18 protein-coding genes and 1 pseudogene are annotated in these 17,488 nt (G+C 74.8%); 11 read left to right on the top strand and 8 right to left on the bottom strand.

Annotated features, from left to right (window positions below; all coding sequences use genetic code 11):
* The 3 genes from BU198_RS15820 to BU198_RS15810 form a co-directional block, all read left to right on the top strand.
* Positions 1-335 (top strand): LysR substrate-binding domain-containing protein (locus BU198_RS15820; RefSeq protein WP_223244441.1); only part of this gene is annotated, 335 nt, incomplete at its 5' end.
* A 65-nt stretch (positions 336-400) separates the two neighbouring features.
* The gene (locus tag BU198_RS15815) at positions 401-961 is read left to right on the top strand and encodes a GNAT family N-acetyltransferase (RefSeq protein ID WP_188296726.1); all 561 of its coding nucleotides are present in this window, start codon (positions 401-403) and stop codon (positions 959-961) included.
* Between the two features lie 170 nt (positions 962-1,131).
* Positions 1,132-1,677 carry a hypothetical protein gene (locus BU198_RS15810; protein WP_223244250.1) on the top strand — a complete coding sequence of 182 codons (546 nt, stop codon included), beginning with the start codon at positions 1,132-1,134 and terminating at the stop codon, positions 1,675-1,677.
* A gap of 84 nt (positions 1,678-1,761) precedes the next feature.
* Here the strand turns inward: BU198_RS15810 and BU198_RS15805 are convergent, their stop codons facing one another.
* Positions 1,762-2,532, bottom strand: coding sequence for a hypothetical protein (locus BU198_RS15805; protein ID WP_188296725.1), 771 nt, complete (start codon positions 2,530-2,532; stop codon positions 1,762-1,764).
* 474 nt (positions 2,533-3,006) lie between these two features.
* Positions 3,007-3,390, bottom strand: a complete 384-nt coding sequence (locus BU198_RS15800) for a hypothetical protein (protein ID WP_188297493.1) — start codon at positions 3,388-3,390, stop codon at positions 3,007-3,009.
* Positions 3,391-3,489: 99 nt separating this feature from the next.
* Here BU198_RS15800 and BU198_RS15795 point away from each other — a divergent pair, with 99 nt between their 5' ends.
* Positions 3,490-3,981, top strand: coding sequence for a MarR family transcriptional regulator (locus BU198_RS15795; RefSeq protein ID WP_188297492.1), 492 nt, complete (start codon positions 3,490-3,492; stop codon positions 3,979-3,981).
* Positions 3,982-4,015: 34 nt separating this feature from the next.
* Here BU198_RS15795 and BU198_RS15790 read toward each other — a convergent pair whose 3' ends face one another.
* On the bottom strand, positions 4,016-4,729 hold the full coding sequence (locus BU198_RS15790; protein ID WP_188297491.1) for a class I SAM-dependent methyltransferase: 714 nt from the start codon (positions 4,727-4,729) through the stop codon (positions 4,016-4,018).
* 367 nt (positions 4,730-5,096) lie between these two features.
* Between BU198_RS15790 and BU198_RS15785 the strand changes: the two genes are divergently transcribed.
* From BU198_RS15785 to BU198_RS15770, 4 genes are all read left to right on the top strand, one after another.
* Positions 5,097-7,187: a HelD family protein gene (locus tag BU198_RS15785; protein ID WP_188297490.1), complete on the top strand. Its 2,091-nt coding sequence runs from the start codon at positions 5,097-5,099 to the stop codon at positions 7,185-7,187.
* A 123-nt stretch (positions 7,188-7,310) separates the two neighbouring features.
* Entirely contained in the window at positions 7,311-7,829 is a 519-nt protein-coding gene (locus BU198_RS15780) for a hypothetical protein (RefSeq protein WP_188297489.1), read from the top strand.
* 60 nt (positions 7,830-7,889) lie between these two features.
* A complete protein-coding gene (locus tag BU198_RS15775) occupies positions 7,890-8,546 on the top strand; it encodes a formylglycine-generating enzyme family protein (protein WP_188297488.1) in 657 nt (218 codons plus the stop codon).
* An 81-nt stretch (positions 8,547-8,627) separates the two neighbouring features.
* Positions 8,628-9,161: a GNAT family N-acetyltransferase gene (locus BU198_RS15770; protein WP_188297487.1), complete on the top strand. Its 534-nt coding sequence runs from the start codon at positions 8,628-8,630 to the stop codon at positions 9,159-9,161.
* A 30-nt stretch (positions 9,162-9,191) separates the two neighbouring features.
* Here the strand turns inward: BU198_RS15770 and BU198_RS15765 are convergent, their stop codons facing one another.
* Positions 9,192-10,193 carry an alpha/beta hydrolase gene (locus BU198_RS15765; RefSeq protein WP_188297486.1) on the bottom strand — a complete coding sequence of 334 codons (1,002 nt, stop codon included), beginning with the start codon at positions 10,191-10,193 and terminating at the stop codon, positions 9,192-9,194.
* A 68-nt stretch (positions 10,194-10,261) separates the two neighbouring features.
* Positions 10,262-11,329, bottom strand: a complete 1,068-nt coding sequence (locus BU198_RS15760) for an alcohol dehydrogenase catalytic domain-containing protein (protein WP_188297485.1) — start codon at positions 11,327-11,329, stop codon at positions 10,262-10,264.
* Between the two features lie 157 nt (positions 11,330-11,486).
* Here BU198_RS15760 and BU198_RS15755 point away from each other — a divergent pair, with 157 nt between their 5' ends.
* On the top strand, positions 11,487-12,095 hold the full coding sequence (locus BU198_RS15755; RefSeq protein WP_188297484.1) for a CGNR zinc finger domain-containing protein: 609 nt from the start codon (positions 11,487-11,489) through the stop codon (positions 12,093-12,095).
* A gap of 105 nt (positions 12,096-12,200) precedes the next feature.
* Here BU198_RS15755 and soxR read toward each other — a convergent pair whose 3' ends face one another.
* Complete coding sequence (gene soxR, locus BU198_RS15750) at positions 12,201-12,746, bottom strand: redox-sensitive transcriptional activator SoxR (protein WP_188297483.1); 546 nt, start codon at positions 12,744-12,746, stop codon at positions 12,201-12,203.
* A gap of 57 nt (positions 12,747-12,803) precedes the next feature.
* On the opposite strand from soxR, the gene BU198_RS15745 reads away from it, so the two are divergent.
* Positions 12,804-13,517, top strand: a complete 714-nt coding sequence (locus BU198_RS15745) for a thiamine pyrophosphate-dependent enzyme (RefSeq protein ID WP_188297482.1) — start codon at positions 12,804-12,806, stop codon at positions 13,515-13,517.
* A 47-nt stretch (positions 13,518-13,564) separates the two neighbouring features.
* On the top strand, positions 13,565-14,458 hold the full coding sequence (locus BU198_RS15740) for a transketolase family protein (RefSeq protein ID WP_188297481.1): 894 nt from the start codon (positions 13,565-13,567) through the stop codon (positions 14,456-14,458).
* 12 nt (positions 14,459-14,470) lie between these two features.
* Here BU198_RS15740 and treZ read toward each other — a convergent pair whose 3' ends face one another.
* Both treZ and BU198_RS15730 read right to left on the bottom strand, forming a co-directional pair.
* Positions 14,471-16,234 (bottom strand): malto-oligosyltrehalose trehalohydrolase, encoded by a 1,764-nt coding sequence (gene treZ / locus BU198_RS15735; protein WP_188297480.1) that lies wholly within the window; start codon positions 16,232-16,234, stop codon positions 14,471-14,473.
* Positions 16,234-17,488 (bottom strand): annotated as a pseudogene (locus BU198_RS15730) (malto-oligosyltrehalose synthase); the annotation flags it as partial. The pseudogene BU198_RS15730 and the gene treZ, both read right to left, overlap by 1 nt.

Genomic DNA, 17,488 nt, shown 5'->3' with positions numbered 1-17,488 from the left:
TCGCCGACCTCTCCGCCGCCCGCTGGCTGGACGCCCCCGACCTCACCCCCACCGCGGCCCGGCTGCGCGCGGCCACCGGCGTGGACGGGTTCCGGCCCGCCACCCGCTACCAGGGCACCGACCTGCACGGGCTGCTCGCGCTGGTGGCGGCCGGGCACGGGCTCACCCTGCTGCCCGAGCCGGTGCTCGCGGGGGCGCTCGGAGCGGCGCTCGGAGTCGGGTACGCGCCGATCGCCGTGCCCAGGCTGGTGCACCGCACCGAACTCGTCCACGGCAGCCTGCCGGAGGGGCCGGCGGCGCTGCTGGCGCTGCTGCTGGAGCGGTCCAGGGCCTGAGGGCCGGCCGGCGGCGCCGAAAACCGGGTTGCGTGGGCCGCCGGTGCCGGTGACATGATCACGCGATGAGCACCGGAATCATCATCAGACGGGTACGGATCGAGGACTGGCCGCAGGCCAGGGACCTCCGCCTGGAAGCGCTGCTGGACCCGGTCGCGTCCGTGGCCTTCCTGGAGAGGCACGAGCAGGCCGCGGCCAGACCGGACGAGTTCTGGCAGGAGCGCACCACCCGGGCCGCGACGGACCCGCACGTGGCGCAGTTCATCGCGCAGGCCGAGGACGGGAGCTGGCTCGGCTCGATGACCGGGGTGGTCGAACGGGCCGGCGGGAACGGGGCCCTGGAGGGCGATGTCGTCGAGGTCGACCAGGTGCACGTGGTCGGGGTCTACGTCCGGCCGCGGGCGCGGGGCACCGGGCTGGCGGGCGAGCTGATCAGGACCGTCCAGGAGTGGGCGTGGTCGCTCACCGAGCCCCGGATCGAGCGGGTGCGGCTGTTCGTCCACGAGGACAACGCCAGGGCCGAGGCGATGTACCTGAAGGCCGGCTTCGAGCGCACCGGCGTGGCACTGCCGGTGCCCGGCGACCGGACCCGCCGGGAGACCGAACTGGCGGTCCCGCGGGGCTGACCGGCCGACGGGGGGTGGGCTCGGGGCCCGGCGCGCGGGCCCCGCGACGGTTGTGGAGGCGCGGGCACCAGGCGTTCACGCCCCCGGGTCTGACGGTGGCCGGCCGGACGGTGCTGTCATGAACGCAGTCGCCCGGCGAGGGGCCGGGCCGGCCGAGGAGTGCTTCCCCCATGATGCTCCGTCACCGTCTCACCGTCATCGCCTCGGCGGCCGCCCTCGCGGCCGCCGGGCTCGCCACCGGCACCGCGCGGGCCGCCGGACCCGTCGCCGGGCAGGCCCCGCTCACGACGGGTTGTTCGCAGGCGTACCTGCCGCTGCCCGACCCGAACTGCACCCCGGGTGCGTACAACCCGGACGTCACCCAGGCGACCATCGGGCAGACCATCTGCGTCTCCGGCTGGACCGCCACCGTCCGCCCGCCGACCAGCTACACCAACGCGCTGAAGGTGCAGCAGATCGCGGCCTACGGCTACGCGGACACCAGCACGGCGGACTACGAGGAGGACCACTTCGTCCCGCTGGAACTCGGCGGTGCCCCGCGCGACCCGGCCAACCTGTGGCCCGAGCCGCGTTACGGCAGCCAGCCGGCGCAGAGCAAGGACTCCGTCGAGACCAAGCTCAAGAACGCGGTGTGCGGCGGCCGGGTCGGTCTCGACGCGGCCCGCGGCGCGATCGCGAACGACTGGACCACCGCGCTCGGCGTCCTGGGGCTGTGAGGCCGGCTCCCCGGGAGCCGGCCTGAAGGAACCGCCAGGAGCCCGGCCGTGCGGGCGGGCGCCCGCCCGCACGGCCGCCGGGTGTCAGTGCCCGTCGCAGCCCGGCAGGGCCTCGCACATCGGCGCCGTCATGCCGGTGCCGACGTACTTGTCCTCGGGGGCCTTCCAGGGGTCCTTGGGCTGGGCGCCGGCCTTGGCGGTGGCCCAGACGGCCAGCTCGCTGACCACCCCGCCGTCGCTGACCACGTACTCGTGCAGGGTGACGGTGCCGCCGTCGGCCTGCGGGACGGTCAGGACGGCGGCGAAGTAGGGCGCGTCCTGGGCACTGTCGACCTTCACGGTGGCGCCGGGCGCGGTCTTGGCGCAGGACTTGAGCGCCTCCGTCAGGCGGCCCTCGGCCAGCTTGGTGGACTGCTTGACGGCGCTGCTGCGGGTCGGGTCGCCGTGGAACAGCAGGGTCTGCTGGGCGGTCCAGCGGTCCCCGCCGAAGCCGACCGAGGCCTTCGCGGTGGCGGTGCCGGTGAACAGCGGCTCGTCGTCCTTGGCGAGCGCCTCGCGGCACAGCTCCATGCCCTTGAACTGGACCGGGCCGGAGAGCTGCTTGGCGTTGGCCGCCAGCGGCGTGTAGTGGTAGCTCTCGTCCATCGGGATGCTCTTGGTGTCCATCCAGGCCTTGTCCGGTATGCCCTTCTCGGACCCGGTCGGCTTGGTGGGGTTGGTGGTGGGCGTGCCGCCGGCCGCCGGGGCGGCGGTCTTTCCGGCGTCCTCGCCGGAGTCCTCCGGGCCGCAGGCGCTCAGGGCACCCAGGCAGACGAGGACTGCGGCGGTGGCGGTGACGAGTCTGACGGTGCGCAACTGACGGTTCCTCGGGTGTCCGGTGGCGTGGATCGGGGTCGGTCGCGGGCCGGCCGCGGGCCGCCGGTGGGCGGTGCGGTCCGTCGGTCCTCGCCACCCGGTCGACCGGTGGTCGCGGGCCTGCGGCATGGCGGCTCCTCCCCCGTGCGTACGGCCGCCGGGCTCCTCGCGCCCTCGTCCGCCCGGGGACTGAGGGGCGGTCAGCAGCGGTGGCGCGTCGACGGCGTCGAAAACCTATGCCACCGGACCGCCGGGAGCAAAGCCGGGTTCCGGCCGGAGGGACGGATTCCCGATCGGCGCCGACGAGGCCGGTGGGCCGGCCGTGAGCGGGCGCGGGGTACCGCCGGGTGGGGTGCGGGGTGCGCCAGGGGCGTGCGATCGCATCCTGGCGCGGGGCCGGGCGGCGCATCCGTGCTGGTGGGGGCGGGTGTGCCGGGCCGTACGGGAGCGCCGGCGGCCGGTGGACGGTCGCGGTCAGCCGACCCGGCCGCCGACACCGGAGCGGCCCGCCGGCACGCCGTCGAGGGTGACCACGGTCTGCTTCCCGACGGCCTCGCCGAGCACGTCGGTGATCGCCCCGGTGGCCGCCGCGACCAGACGGGCGGGCGCGTCCGGCACCTGCGGCAGGTGGTAGGCCGCCTCCCGCATGCTCAGCGTGACCACCGGTGCGGCCTCCTCGGTCGGCACCCCGCCGATGCCCCGGCGGCGCTGCGGGACCCCGATCAGCTCGACCGCGACCAGGGGGCGGAACCGCTCGCCGAAGACCACGGCGACGGCCCCGGTGAGGGCGGCGATGAGCTTCGGCTCGACGTCGGCGTCGAGCGACTCCTCGCGGATGTGCAGGCTCAGGTGCGGCATGGTGGAGCTCCGTTCGGCTCGGTTCGTACGATGGACGGACAGACTCGCTTTGCACATAAAACAGCTTTGCTATCAAAGATAACTGGGGAGGGGTGTGCGATGTCAACGCCCGGGGGAGAACCGCGCGACGGGCAGCCGGCCGGCGGGGAGGGGCTCGACGACGCCGTGCGGTCGATGCTGCTGCTGATGCCCCGGCTGGTCGGGCGGGCCAAGCGGATCCCCGTCCCCGAACCGCTGCGCGGCTTCGCGCTGGCGCCCCGTCACCTGTCGCTGCTCGCCTGTCTGCTGCTGGACGGGCCGATGGGCGTCAACGACCTCGCCGCCCGGCTGGAGGTCGCCCCCACCACGGCCAGCCTGATGGTCGGCGACCTCAGCCGGCAGGGCATCCTCGAACGGCGCGAGGACGAGGCCGACCGCCGGCGCCGCATCGTCGCCGTCACCCCCGGGCAGCTGCCCGCGATCGAGGCCTGGCTCGCCCCGGGCGCCGCCGCCTGGCGTACGGCCCTCGGACCGCTCGGCCCGGCGCAGCGGCGCCTGGTGGTCGACACGCTGCTGGCGTACGAGGCGGCGGTGGGGCGGGAGCGGGGCTGACGCGCGGGCCGGCCGCGGGTGCCGGCCGTGCGTGCTAGCCGTGGGTGGTCCGCCGGAAGAGCGCGGCGAGCAGGAAGGGGACGCCGAACAGCCCGGAGCCCGCGGCCTGGGCGGCCATCGGGCGGATCTCCAGCGGGGTGAACTCACGGAAGAGCGAGCGGAGTTCGTCCGGCGAGTAGGCGAGGCCGCCCTCCAGGGTGCCCAGCCGGTAGAGCTCCTCGTCGGACCGCTCGGAGCCCATCGCGCCGGCCGCGAACGCGGTGACGCCGAAGTGCCCGCCCGGCGCCAGGACCCGGTCGAGGAGGGCGAGGTAGCTGACCCGCCGGTGCGGCGCGAGGTGGTGCAGGCAGCCGGAGTCGTAGACCAGGTCGTAGTGGGCGTCGGGGAGTTCGGCGTCGAAGACGTCGGCCCGGTGGAACCGGAGGCCGGTGCCGGGGCCGGCCTCGCGGGCGCGCTCCTCGGCCCAGGCGATGGCGGTGGCGGAGAGGTCGACGGCGTCCACCTCGAAGCCGAGCGAGGCGAGGTGGATCGCGTTGCGGCCGGCGCCGCAGCCGAGATCGAGGACCCGGCCGGGGGAGAGCAGGCCGCGGTCCAGGTAGGAGGCCAGGTTTTCGTCCGGCTCGGGCGCGAAGAACGGGCGCCCGGCGGACCGGTCCGCGTAGAACCGGTCCCAGAACGGCGCGGCCGGCGGAAAGAGGCCGTCGAGCAGAGTGAGGACGTCCTCGGTGGTGCGGATCGTACGGTTCATGCCGCCGAGCGTAGGCGGTTCGGCGGGTGGTCGCGCGGGGCGCGAAATCCCCTCTGCGGTGGGTGACCGGGGCTTTCCGCGGCAGACCGGAGCCGGGCCTTTCGGGGCCGGAGCGGCGCTCGGCGGTGCCCTTCTCCAGAGCCGGGAAGGGCCCTTTCCGAGGGGCGGGGAGACGGGCCGGAACGGCGGCCGGCGTAACGCTTCGGCCAAACCTCCGGCGGTGCTCGGTATCCGGCGATCGCCGGTGGAATTCCGTCCGGGAAATGGAATACGGGGAATGGAGGGACACATTCGGTCCGGGTAAGTCAACATTTACATTTCCGGAATCCCTCTGCATAGTGACGGGTCGAACCGAGAGGGGCCTTCCTTGTCGCAGATCAATGAGAACGCCGAACGCCAGGTGGAGTTGGAGCGGGCGCGGGTGTCCGCCATCGGCGCGCTGTTCGACGAGCGGCTCGCCGGGGCGCGGGCATCGCTGGGGCAGGTGCTGGCCTCGGTGGCGGACGGTGCGGGCGAGGTGTACGAGCGGGAGGTGGCGGCCGGGCGGCTGGCCGGTGAGGTGCGGCGGTTGGAGGGGGCCGAGGGCGGGCTGGTGTTCGGCCGGATCGACCTGGCGGACGGGATGGTGCTGCGGATCGGGCGGCTGGGCCTGCAACGCGACGAGGACGAGCTGCCGCTCCTGGTGGACTGGCGGGCGGAGGCGGCCCGCTCCTTCTACGAGGCGACGCCGGTCCATCCGATGGGGCTGCGGCGCCGCCGTCATCTGAGCCTGACGGGCCGTACGGTGGTCGGGCTCAGCGACGAACTGCTGGACGGCTCGGAGCCGACCGCCGGGGACGTCGTCGGCGACGGCCCGTTGGCGGCGGCGCTCCAGGCGCGGCGTACGGGGCGGATGGGGACGGCGGTCGCGACGCTCCAGGCGGAGCAGGACGCGATCGTCCGGTCCTCGCACCGGGGGGTGACGGTGGTGCAGGGCGGCCCCGGCACCGGAAAGACGGTGGTGGCGCTGCACCGTGCCGCGTACGTGCTGTACGCGTTCCCGAAGGCGGCCGAGCACGGGGTGCTGGTGCTGGGCCCGAACGCGCGGTTCCTGGACTACATCTCCCAGGTGCTGCCCTCGCTCGGGGAGAACGACGTCGTCCTGGCGACGTGCGAGGAACTGGCGGGCGTCGTACCGGGCGCCGTGGAGGGGTTCGCGGCGGCGCGGCTCAAGGGCGGTGCCGTACTGGCCGACGCTCTGGCCGGGCTGGTCCGTTCGCGGCAGGCCCCGGACGGGGACTTCACGGTCAGGGTCGGGCAGGAGTGGGTCCGGCTGGAGGAAGGGGAGGTCGCCGGGGTGCGGCAGGCGGCCCAGGCGAGCGGTCTCGCGCACAACCGGGCGCGCCGGGTGTTCCTGGAGCTGCTGGTCGACGCGCTGACCGGCGCGCTGGCCCGGGACACGGCCGCGACGCTGGAGCGGCTCGACGCCGAGGTCATGCAGCTCACCGGGGTCGACCTCGACCGGATGGCGGCCCGGGACCTGCGCAACCTCGGCATCGACGACCCGCCCGCCACGGGGGCCGACGAGTTCGACGCCGACGCCGTCCGCGCCGCACTCCTGGACGACCCGCACCTCGACCGGGCCGTCGACGGGCTCTGGCCGCGGCTGGTGCCCGGCGACCTGGTCGGCGCCCTGCTGGCCGACACCGACAAGTTGGCCGAGCACCTGCCGCAACTCACGGACGAGGAGCGGGCGTTGCTGCTGCGTTCACCCGGAGCACCGTGGACCGACGCCGACCTGCCGCTCCTCGACGAGGCGGCGAGCCTGGTCGACGGCCCGCCCGGGCGGACCTTCGGGCACGTCGTCGTCGACGAGGCGCAGGAGCTGACCGCCATGCAGTGGCGGATGATCGTGCGCCGCTGCCCCGGCAGGTCGATGACGCTGGTCGGCGACTTCGCGCAGGCGGGTCCTGCGACGGCCGCGCGGGACTGGAACGAGGCGCTCGACCCGCACGTCGGCCGGCGCTTCGACCTGCGGACGCTGACCGTCAGCTACCGGACCACGGAGGAGATCCTGGCCACCACGGGGGAGTTGCTCGCCCGGATCGCCCCGGGGCAGCCGCCCGTGCGGTCGATCCGGCACGGGGAGGAACCCCGTACGGTCGCGGTGGAACCGCGGCGGCTGGCGGGGGATCTCCTCCGGGAGCTGCGGGCGCAGAGCGCCGCGCACCCGGGCGAGCTGCTCGGGGTGGTGTGCGCGGATGACAAGGTGGCGGAGCTGGCCGCCGCGGGGGTCGAGCGGTACGCCCGGCTGGTGCCGGCGTCGCAGGCGCGCGGCCTGGAGTTCGACGAGGCCGTCGTGGTCGACCCGGACGGGATCGTCGCCGCCCGCCCGGCCGGTGAGCGGGACCTGTACGTCGCCCTCACCCGCGCCACCAAGCGGCTGTGCACGGTCACCGTGCGGTCGGCGGGCGGGTAGGCCCTCCTCCGAGCCGAGGGAGCGGTTGACCACCGTCGCCATCGCCATCGCCATCGCCGTCACGCCCGCTCGGCGATCCGGTGCACCCCGGCCCCCCGGATGCTAGGTTTTGAGCGCGTTCAGATGGCCGGTGTGCAGGGGGAGAGCATGGTGGCGGTGCCGGTGAGTGCCCGGTGGATGTCCGGGCTGGGGGTCGGGGCGTTCCTGCTGCCCCTGGTCTCCGTGGTGGCGGGCTCCGGGCAGGGTGTGGTGTCCGCGTTCGGGCTGCTGTGCGTCCTGCTGGGCGTCATGCCGTGTGCCGTTCCGCCGTTCTTCCGGCGGCGGGACCACTTCCGGGTCGCCTGCGCGGCCGCCGGGATGACGGTGGCGGCGGTGTCGCTGCCGACGGGACTCTTCGGCGTCATGGCCGCGCTGTTCGTCGGCGGCTGGCTGTCCTACCTCACCCTCCTCGCCCTCCTGGCCCTCCCAGCCACCGCGATCGCCGGCCTGATCGCCGGGTTCCAGCGGGCCAGGGGCGGCGAGTGCGGCCGCCGCGCGGCCGTGGTCGCCTGGGTGTTCACGGCGGTCACGGTGATCGGCTGGACGTACCTCGCCGTCCGGGCGCTGACCTGGGAACGGCCCTTCGCCTCGCACAGCAGCTAGGGCCCGGCCGTTGGGCGCCCCGCGGGCGCGAGCGTGAGGACGGGCCCCTAGGATCGCCGGATGATCACCGTTCCGCCCGGCCGCGTCACGCTCTCCGACCGTCGTACCCAGCAGAGTTGGGCCGTCGACGTCGCCTCGTACGAGCTGGCGGCCTGTCCGGTGACCCGCGAGCAGTACGAAGGCACGACCGGTGACCGCCGCCCGGCGCACAGCGTCTCCTGGCTCGACGCCGTCCACTACTGCAACGAGCTCTCCCGGCGCGAGGGCCGCACTCCCGCCTACGCGGCGGACGGCGAGGACGTCTCCTGGGACCGCACCGCCGACGGCTACCGGCTGCCCACCGAGGCGGAGTGGGAGCACGCCTGCCGCGCCGGCACCGAAGGACCGCGCTACGGCCCGCTGGACGAGATCGCCTGGTACCGCGGCAACTCGGACGAGCGCCCGCACGAGGTCGGCGGGCTGCGCCCGAACGCCCACGGGCTGCACGACCTGCTCGGCAACGTCTGGGAGTGGTGCTGGGACCGCTACGACCCCGCGGTGTACGGGGACTACCGCGTGCTGCGCGGCGGCGGCTGGTTCGACGAGCACTGGAGCTGCCGCGCCTCCGTCCGCCGCCGCAGCCACCCGACGCTGCGGATCGACGACGTGGGCTTCCGGCTCGCGCGGTCGCTCTCCGGAGGGAGCGCGGGCGCGGCGGGGGAGGCCGCGGCGCGCTGAACCGCAGGCCCGCGGGGCATCCGCGCGCATTCCCCGGCGGCATGAGGAACCGTCACCCCGTCCACGCGCGTTGACGCCTGCATGAGTGATGAGAGAGCCGAGGAAGGCGTTTCCCTGCGCCCCATCGTCGAGGCCGACCTGTCCGCCATCGACGCGTTGCTGAACGAGCCCGAGGCGCTGGGCGAGTTCCAGTGGTACGGCTGGCAGGACCCGCAGCGGTTCCGCCGCCGGTGGGCGGAGAACGGGCTGCTCGGGGACGAGCAGTGGGTGTTCGCGGTCGTCGCCGGGGGCGAGTTCGCCGGCTTCGTCGCCGCCGGCCGCGCCGGGGTACGGCCGGCCGCCCCGTACTGGACCCTCGGCGTGCAGCTGCTGCCGAAGGCGCGCGGCCGGGGGATCGGCACGCGCGCCCAACGGCTGCTGGTGGACTACCTGTTCGCGCACACGCCGGTGATGCGGCTGGAGGCGGACACCGAGGCGGGCAACCTGGCCGAGCAGCGCGTCCTGGAGAAGCTCGGCTTCACCCGGGAGGGCGTCCAGCGCGCGGTGACCTTCCGTGCCGGGGAGTGGCGCGACGTCGTCCGCTACAGCCTGCTGCGCACCGACCCCCGGCCCTAGACCCGCTCCGGCCCTAGACCCGCTCCGGACCTAGACCCGCCCCGGGCGGTGCCCGTCCGGGGCCGCGTCCCCGAACTTCCGGGCGAGGTAGCTGAACCAAGTCTGCTGGAAGGTGGCCGCGAGCTGCGACTCGGGGGCGAACAGGTCGAAGGCGTGGTAGGCGCCGGGGTACAGGTGCATTTCGACCGGGACCCCGTGGGCGCGCAGGCGGGTCGCGTAGTCGAGGTCCTCGTCGCGGAAGCAGTCGAGTTCGCCGACCGCGATGAACGTGGGTGGCAGCGAGCCGAGATCGTCCGCGCGGGAGGGCGCCGAGTACGGGGAGACCTCGTCGGTTCCGGCGCGGTCGCCCAGGATCGTCTGCCAGGCGAGGATGTTGGTGGAGCGGTCCCAGATGCCGATGTCGGTGATCTCGTGGCTCGACGCGGTCAGGTTGCGGTCGTCGAGCATGGGGTACGTCAGCGACTGGAACAGCGGTGCCGCGCCGCCGCGGTCCCGGACCAGCAGTGCGGTGGCCGCCGCGATGCCCCCGCCTCCGCTCTGGCCCGCGATGCCGATGCGGGCTCCGTCCAGGCCCAGGGCGCCGGCTTCGCGGCCGAGCCACTGGTAGGCGACGAAGCCGTCCTCGGCGGCACCGGGGGAGGGGGTTTCCGGGGCCAGCCGGTAGTCGACCGCGGCGACGGCGCACCCGAGCCGGGAGCACAGCTGCTTGAGCCACGGGTCGTCCTGGGCGGCGAAGCCGAGCACCTGCCCGCCGCCGTGGAACCAGAGCATCACCGGCAGCGGCCCCGGCGCGGCGGTGGGCCGCAGCAGGCGGACGGGTACGTCCGGGCCGTCCGCCCGGCTCACCCGGTATTCCTCCGTGACGACGGACGGGTCGTCGGGCGTGCCGGCGGCGACCGACTCGGCGAAGGAGCGGAGTGCCTCGCGGGTCGCGGCGATGTCGGTCAGGTCGAAGGCGCCGTTGGGGGTCATCGGGACGCCGTCGAGGGCCTGGCCGAGTTCCCGGTCCATCAGCAGACGGGAGACGGGCATGGGTGGGCCTGCTTTCCATGGGGAGGGCGCCGCGGACCGGCGCCGTTGTCGGTGGGTGAGCGGGGGATTCAGGCCCGGAACTCGTCGATGACGACCACTCCGGTCGGCCCGTAGGTCTCCAGGGACTCCAGGACCCCGCTCGCCTCGTGCAGGCCGACGGTGCGGGTCACGATCCGGCCGGGGTTGAGGCGGCCGGCCTCGATCATGTTGAGCATCGTGCCGAAGCGCTGGCCCTGCATGCCGAACGCGCTCAGGAACTCCAGCTCCTTGACCATCATCACGTCGACTGGCAGCGCGACGTCACCCTTCTCGGCGCCGGTGGTGTGCCCGAGCTGGAGGTGGCGGCCGCGCGTCCGCAGGGACAGGACGGAGTTGCGGCAGGCCTCGGCGATCCCGACGGCGTCGACGGACACGTGGGCGCCACCCCTGGTGAGGGTCTTCACCGCCTCCGTCGGATCGTCCGTGGCCGCGTTGACGGTGTGGACGGCGCCCAGGGCGCGCGCGGCCGCCAGCTTCTCCTCGTTGATGTCGATCGCGATGACGTTGGCGCCGGTCGCCGCGGCGATCTCCACCGTCGACAGGCCCATGCCGCCGCCGGCTCCGTACACCGCGACCCATTCCCCGCCGCGGACCCGGGCCTGGTCGACGACGCCGTGGAAGGCGGTCATGTAGCGGCAGGCCAGGGCGGCGACGTCGACGAAGCCGACGGACTCCGGCATCTCGACCAGGTTGACGTCGGCGAAGCGGACCATGACGTACTCGGCGAAGGCGCCCCAGTAGGACACCCCGGGCACGAGCGAGTCCACGTGGTCGCAGACGTGCTGGTTGCCGCTGCGGCACATCTCGCAGGACCCCTCGCCGGGGTTCATCGGGAAGATGACGCGGTCGCCCTCCTTCCATCCCCGCACCTCCCGGCCGACCTCCACGACGGTGCCGGCGAACTCGTGGCCGAGCACGAACGGGGCCTCGACCCGAGGCCCTCCCGTCCAGAAGTCCCCGGCCCACAGGGCCCAGTCGGTGCGGCAGATGCCGTTCGCCCCGACGCGCAGGACGGCGCCGTCCGGCGGGCACACCGGGTCGGGCACCTCGCGGATGACGAGCGGCTGGTGGAGTTCCTCGATGACTGCGGCGCGCATGGGCGCGACCTCCTCGTGTGTGGTGAGCGGTGCGTGGCGAGCGGTCCGCGGTCGGTGCTGCGGAGCGGCGGACCCTCGCAATGTCCACCGGTTCAAGCGGTGGACTTGGAAGCTATGCGCTTGCCGAGCTTCATGTCAACCGCATAAAGTGGTGGACATGAACGACGAGGGTGGCCGACGTGAAGGGCGCCAGCGCGCCAAGACCGACTTCCGGTTCGACGACGCGCGGCTGTGCTTCGCCTTCGCCGGCACGCTGGCCGACCGCGGCGCGGACGTGCACGTCGAACGGCTGGTCCTGCCGGAGGACCTGAGCCGCTGGTGCGTGGAGAGCGGCTGCACCACGGCCGCGCCGGTCTGTACCGAAGCCGACCTGGAGCGCGCCAGGGCGCTGCGCGAGGCGATCCAGCGGACGGGCCGGGCGCTGGCGGACGCGGCGCCGCCCGCCGTCGAGGACATCGCGCTCGTCAACGGCGCTGCGGCCGAGCCCACTTCGGTGCCCGAGCTCTCGGCCGACGCGGCCTCCGTGCGCTGGCGCGGGGGCGGGGCCGGCGCGGTGCTCTCCATGGTCGCGCGGGACCTGATCGCGCTCTGCGACTCCGAACACCGCGCGCGCGTCCGGATCTGCGGAAACCCCGCCTGCGGCACGCCGTTCGTGGACACCTCCCGGGCGGGCGCCCGGCGCTGGTGCTCGATGAAGACCTGCGGCGCTCTCGTCAAGAAGCGCGCCTACCGGGCCAGGGCGCGGACGACCGCCGACGGCGAGTAGGGCGCGTCGGCTTCGCCGCGGCGGGGCGCCGTGGGTGTGGAGGGGGGAGGGCGTGCAGGGGGGAGGGCACGGGCTGGCGCCCGTGCCCTCAGGGGTCGTTCGGCGTCAGGACGGGCAGCGGCTCCCGCGGGCGTCGGTGTCCGAGGAGGCCGGTTCCGGGCCGTCGTCCGGGTTGCGGGTGAGCAGGTAGCGGGCGCCGGGCCCGGCCTCGCCGGCGCGGTCGGCGGCGTTGTAGAGGGCGCAGCGGGAGAGCGAGAGGCAGCCGCAGCCGATGCAGCCGGTGAGCTTGGCCTTCAGCAGCCGGAGTTCGGTGATCTGCTCGTCGATCCGGCTCTGCCAGGACTCGGCGACCCGGTCCCACTCGCTGCCGCTGGGGGCCGGGCGCTCGGGGAGGCGGTCGAGGGCGACCTTCGCCTCGTCCAGGGAGAGGCCGACCCGCTGGGCGGCGCGGATGAAGGCGATCCGGCGCAGCGTGCCGCGGGTGTAGCGGCGCTGGCCGCCGGCGGTGCGGGTGGCCTGGATCAGCCCGAGGCTCTCGTAGTAGCGCAGCGCGGAGGCCGCGAGGCCGCTGCGGTCGCCGAGTTGGCCGATGGTGAGGAGGTCGCCGTGGTGCGGGCCGCCGGTGCGGCGGCCGTCGGGGTGGGCGGTCATGGGAGCCCACTGTAGCCGCTTGACCTCAAGCTGGCTTTAAGTTGCACCATCGTGGTCATGACGACGAACGCGACCGCCAAGACCGCGGCCGGCACCCGCTTCGAGGACCTGCCCGCGCTGATGGGCCTGATGACCGGCGCCGAGAAGCACGGCCCCGCCGCGACCTCCACCCTGGACGCGCTCTGGGTGCTGTACGACCGGGTGCTGCGGGTGGCCCCGGACACCGCCGACGCGCAGGACCGCGACCGCTTCCTGCTCTCCAAGGGCCACGGCCCGATGGCCTACTACGCCGTGCTGGCCGCCAAGGGCTTCCTCGACCCGCGGGTGCTGCCGAGCTTCGGCGGCTACGACTCGCCGCTCGGCCACCACCCGGACCGCACGCTGCTCCCCGGCGTGGAGATCGCCTCCGGTTCGCTCGGGCACGGCCTGCCGCTGGCCGTCGGCACCGCGCTCGGGCTCCGGGCGCAGGGCCTGGCCGGCCCGGCGGTATGGGTGCTGGTCGGCGACGCGGAGTTCGACGAGGGCTCCAACGCCGAGGCGGTGGCCTTCGCCGGGGCCTACGGGCTGGACCGGCTGCACGTGGTGGTGATCGACAACTCCTCGGCCACGCACGGCTGGCAGGGCGGCATCGCCCGGCGGTTCGCGTCCGAGGGCTGGTCCGCCGAGACGGTGGACGGGCGCGACCACGAGGCGCTGTACCGGGCGTTCACCGCCGAGCACCCGGGCCGCCCGCACGTGGTGGTCGCCCGGGTCGAGCCCAAGGGCCTCTGAGCGGCTCGATCACAGCCGATCCGCAGACAACGAAAGGTACTTCACCGATGGACACCATGCGCGACCGCTTCGTGGACGTGACCAGCCGACTGCTGGACGAGGACCCCCGGCTGGCCCTGGTGCTCGCCGACATCACCGCGGCCGCCTTCGCCCCGGCCCAGGAGCGCCACCCCGACCGGGTGGTCAACGTCGGCATCCGCGAGCAGCTGCTGATCGGCGCGGCCGGCGGCCTGGCGCTCACCGGGATGCGTCCGATCGCCCACACCTTCGCCAGCTTCCTGATCGAACGGCCCTTCGAGCAGGTCAAGTTGGACCTCGTCCACCAGGGCGTCGGCGCCGTCCTGGTGAGCGCCGCGGGCTCGTACGACTGGCCGGCCGGCGGCCGCACCCACATGTCCCCGGGCGACGTCGCCCTGCTGGACACCCTGCCGGACTGGACGGTCCACGTCCCCGGCCACCCGGACGAGGCCGAGCAACTGCTGCGCCACGCCTACGCGGACGGCGACCGCAACGTGTACGTCCGGCTCTCGGAGCACCGGAACACGGCCCCGGTGCCGGTCGAGCCGGGCCGTTTCGCCACCGTCCGTACGGGCTCGCGCGGCACGGTGCTCGCCGTCGGGCCGATGCTGGACGCGGTGCTCGCGGCCACCGAGGGCCTGGACGTCACGGTGCAGTACGCGGCGACGGTGCGCCCCTTCGACGCCGCCGGACTGCGTGCGGCGCTCGGCGACCGGGCGGACGTGGTGCTGGTCGAGCCGTACCTGGCGGGCACCTCGGCCAACGAGGCGCACGCGGCGCTGGCCGACCGCCCGCACCGGGTGCTGGCGCTGGGCGTGCCGCGTGAGGAGCACCGGCACTACGGCTCGATCCAGGAGCACCTGGCCGCCTACGGCCTGGACGCCCCGTCGCTCCGGGAGCGGATCGGCACCTTCCTCTGGTAGCCCCTCGGGTCGCTACACGGCGACGATCGCCACCGCGTCCGCCGCCAGCCGCACCGCCGCCCCGTCCGGCGCCGCCCCCTCCAGTGTGGCCCCCTCCAGTGCTGCCGCACCGAAGGCCGCCACCACCTCGCGCCCGGCGATCCCCAGTGGCAGCGCGGCCTCGTCCGGCCCGAGGTTGACCGCGACCCGGTACGGCCCCCGGTGCACCACCAGCCAGCCCGCCGCCTCGTCGTACGCCACCCGTACCGCGCCGAGGTCGGGGTCGGACAGCTCCGGCCGTTCGCGCCGCAGCCTGATCAACGTCCGGTACCAGAGCAGCAGTTCGGCGTGCGGACCGCGCCGCGGCTCGGTCCAGTCGAGGACCGAGCGCAGCAGGGTGGCCGGCTCCTGGGGGTCGGGGACGGCCTCGGCGGCCCAGCCGTGCCCGGCGAACTCCCGCCGCCGGCCCAGCCGGACGGCCTCGGCGAGGTCCGGTTCCGTGTGGTCGGTGAAGTACTGCCAGGGGGTCGCGGCGCCCCACTCCTCGCCCATGAACAGCATCGGGGTGAACGGCGAGGTGAGCACCAGCGCGGCGCCGCAGGCGAGCCGGCCGGGGGAGAGGCCGGCGGAGAGGCGGTCCCCGAGTGCCCGGTTGCCGACCTGGTCGTGGGTCTGGAGGTAGCCGAGCAGCCGGTGCCCTTCGCCGAGCGGGGCGAACGGGCGTCCGTGGCGGCGGCCGCGGAAGGAGGACCGGCTGCCGTCGTGGAAGAACCCCCGGGTGAGCGCCTTGGCGACGGCGGCGAGCGGCTCGTGCGTGAAGTCCCGGTAGTAGCCCTGGGATTCGCCGGTGAGTGCGCAGTGCAGGGCGTGGTGGAAGTCGTCGCTCCACTGCGCGGTGAGGCCCTGCCCGCCGGCCTCGCGGGGGGCGGTGGTGGCCGGGTCGTTGCGGTCGGACTCGGCGACGAGGAACAGCGGCCGGTTGGTGGCGACCGCCAACTTCGCGACCTCGCTGGAGAGTTCCTCCAGGAAGTGGACCGCCCGGTCGTCCGCGAGGGCGTGCACGGCGTCCAGCCGCAGCCCGTCGATCCGGTAGTCGCGCAGCCAGGCCAGCGCGCTGCCGACCAGGTAGGCGCGCACCTCGTCCGAGCCGGGCGCGTCCAGGTTGACCGCGGACCCCCACGGGGTGTGGTGCCGGTCGGTGAAGTACGGGCCGTACGCTGGAAGGTAGTTGCCCGAAGGGCCGAGGTGGTTGTGCACCACGTCCAGCACCACCCCGAGGCCCTTGCGGTGGGCGGCGTCCACGAAGCGCTTGAGCCCCTCGGGCCCGCCGTAGGGCTCGTGGACGGCCCAGAGCGAGACCCCGTCGTAGCCCCAGCCGTGCCTGCCGGGGAACGGGCAGACCGGCATCAGCTCGACGAAGTCCACGCCCAGCTCGACCAGGTGGTCCAGGCGTCCGGCGGCGGCGTCGAAGGTGCCGGCGGCCGTGAAGGTGCCCACGTGCAGCTCGTACAGCACCGCGCCGGGCAGCGCCCGGCCGTGCCGGCCGGGGTGCGACCAGCGGAACGCGGCGTGGTCCACCGGGCGGCTGGGGCCGTGCGGGCCGTGCGGCTGCCGGGGTGAGCGCGGGTCGGGCAGCGGCGGTCCTTCGTCGAGCCGGAAGGCGTAGTCGCCCGCCGGGGCCTCGCCGGACCACCAGCCCACCCGGTCCGTGCTTCGGGCCAACTCGTGTGCCGTGCCGTCGACTTCGACCCGTACCCGGGAGGCGGCGTTGGGTGCCCACACCTCGTAGACCGGCATCAGCCCCTCCTCGTCAGCAGCAGCGCCACCGGCAGGGCCGCCAGCAGCTCGGCCACCGGCACCGCGCCCGTCGGGAAGCTCCGCCCGGTCAGCCCGTCCGTCCACGGCCCGCCCGCGGGCAGCTCCAGCACGGTGTCGCGCCAGCCGCCCGCCCGCTCCAGCCCGTACGGCAGCCGGGTGACGGCGGTGATCACGTCCTCGCCCCGGGCGAAGGCCAGCAGGTGGTCGGCGGAGCGGCCGACGGCGGCCAGCGGCCGGTAGCGGCCGAGCGGGCGGGAGCGGCGCAGGTGCAGCGCGGTGGCGGTGAGGTGCAGCTTCTCCCGGGCGAGGTCGCCGGGGCGCGGCGTGGCCGCGTCGGTGAGCCGGACGGCGAGCGCGCCGAAGTCCACCACGCCCCGGTTGTCCGGGTCGACCAGGGTGTACAGCGGCTCCTCGCTGCCCTGGTAGAGGTCGGGCACGCCCGGCACGGTGAGGTGCAGCAGCGCGGCGGCCAGGGTGTTGGCGCGGGCGTACGGGGCGAGGGCGTGCACGGCGCCCTCGATCCTGGGCAGCAGCCCGGGGTGGCCGTGGACCGAGCGGGCCCGCTGTTCCAGGGCCCGCTCGTAGCGGGCGTCGGGGGTGGTCCAGGAGGTGTGCAGCTTGGCCTCGCGGGCGGCCTTGAGCAAGGCGGTGACCAGCCGGTCCGGCGTGACCGGCCAGGCGGCGACCAGGGTGTGCCAGAGCAGCCAGTCGGCGTCCCGGTCGAAACCGGGCCCGGCCGCGGTGGACCAGGCGGCGGCCTCGGCGGCCCAGGCGTCCGGCCGCTCGGCGAGCACGGCGAGGCGGGCCCTGGCGTCCGCGCTGCGCTTGGTGTCGTGGGTGGAGAGCACCGTCATGCCGTGCGGCCAGGCGCGCTCCTGCCGGCGGCACCAGTCGTGGAACTCCGCCGGGTGCAGCCCGGGCCTGGCGGGCTCGCCGCCGACCTCGTTGAGGCCGGGCAGCGCGTTCCAGCGGTAGAAGGCGGTGTCCTCGACGCCCTTGGCGGCCACCGCGGCGGCGGTCTGGGCGAAGCGCACGCAGAACTCGTCCTTGTCCGCGCCCCGGCCCAGCCCGCCGAGCGCGAGCGCGGCGACCAGCCGGTCGGTCGGGTCGGCGGAGCCGTCCAGGGCGGCCCGCAGCTGGTCCTCGGAGGCCGGCGGAGGCGGTTCGCCGGGCCGGGCGTACGGCCGGTACGCCGGGTAGCCGGTGAGCAGCCGGCCGAGCGCCGCGCGCAGC

The organism is Streptomyces sp. CBMA156 (assembly GCF_014596515.1).
Taxonomy (GTDB): Bacteria; Actinomycetota; Actinomycetes; order Streptomycetales; family Streptomycetaceae; genus Kitasatospora.
Note: the sequence above shows the minus strand (reverse complement) of the source record. Positions and strands in the feature narration are given on the sequence as shown.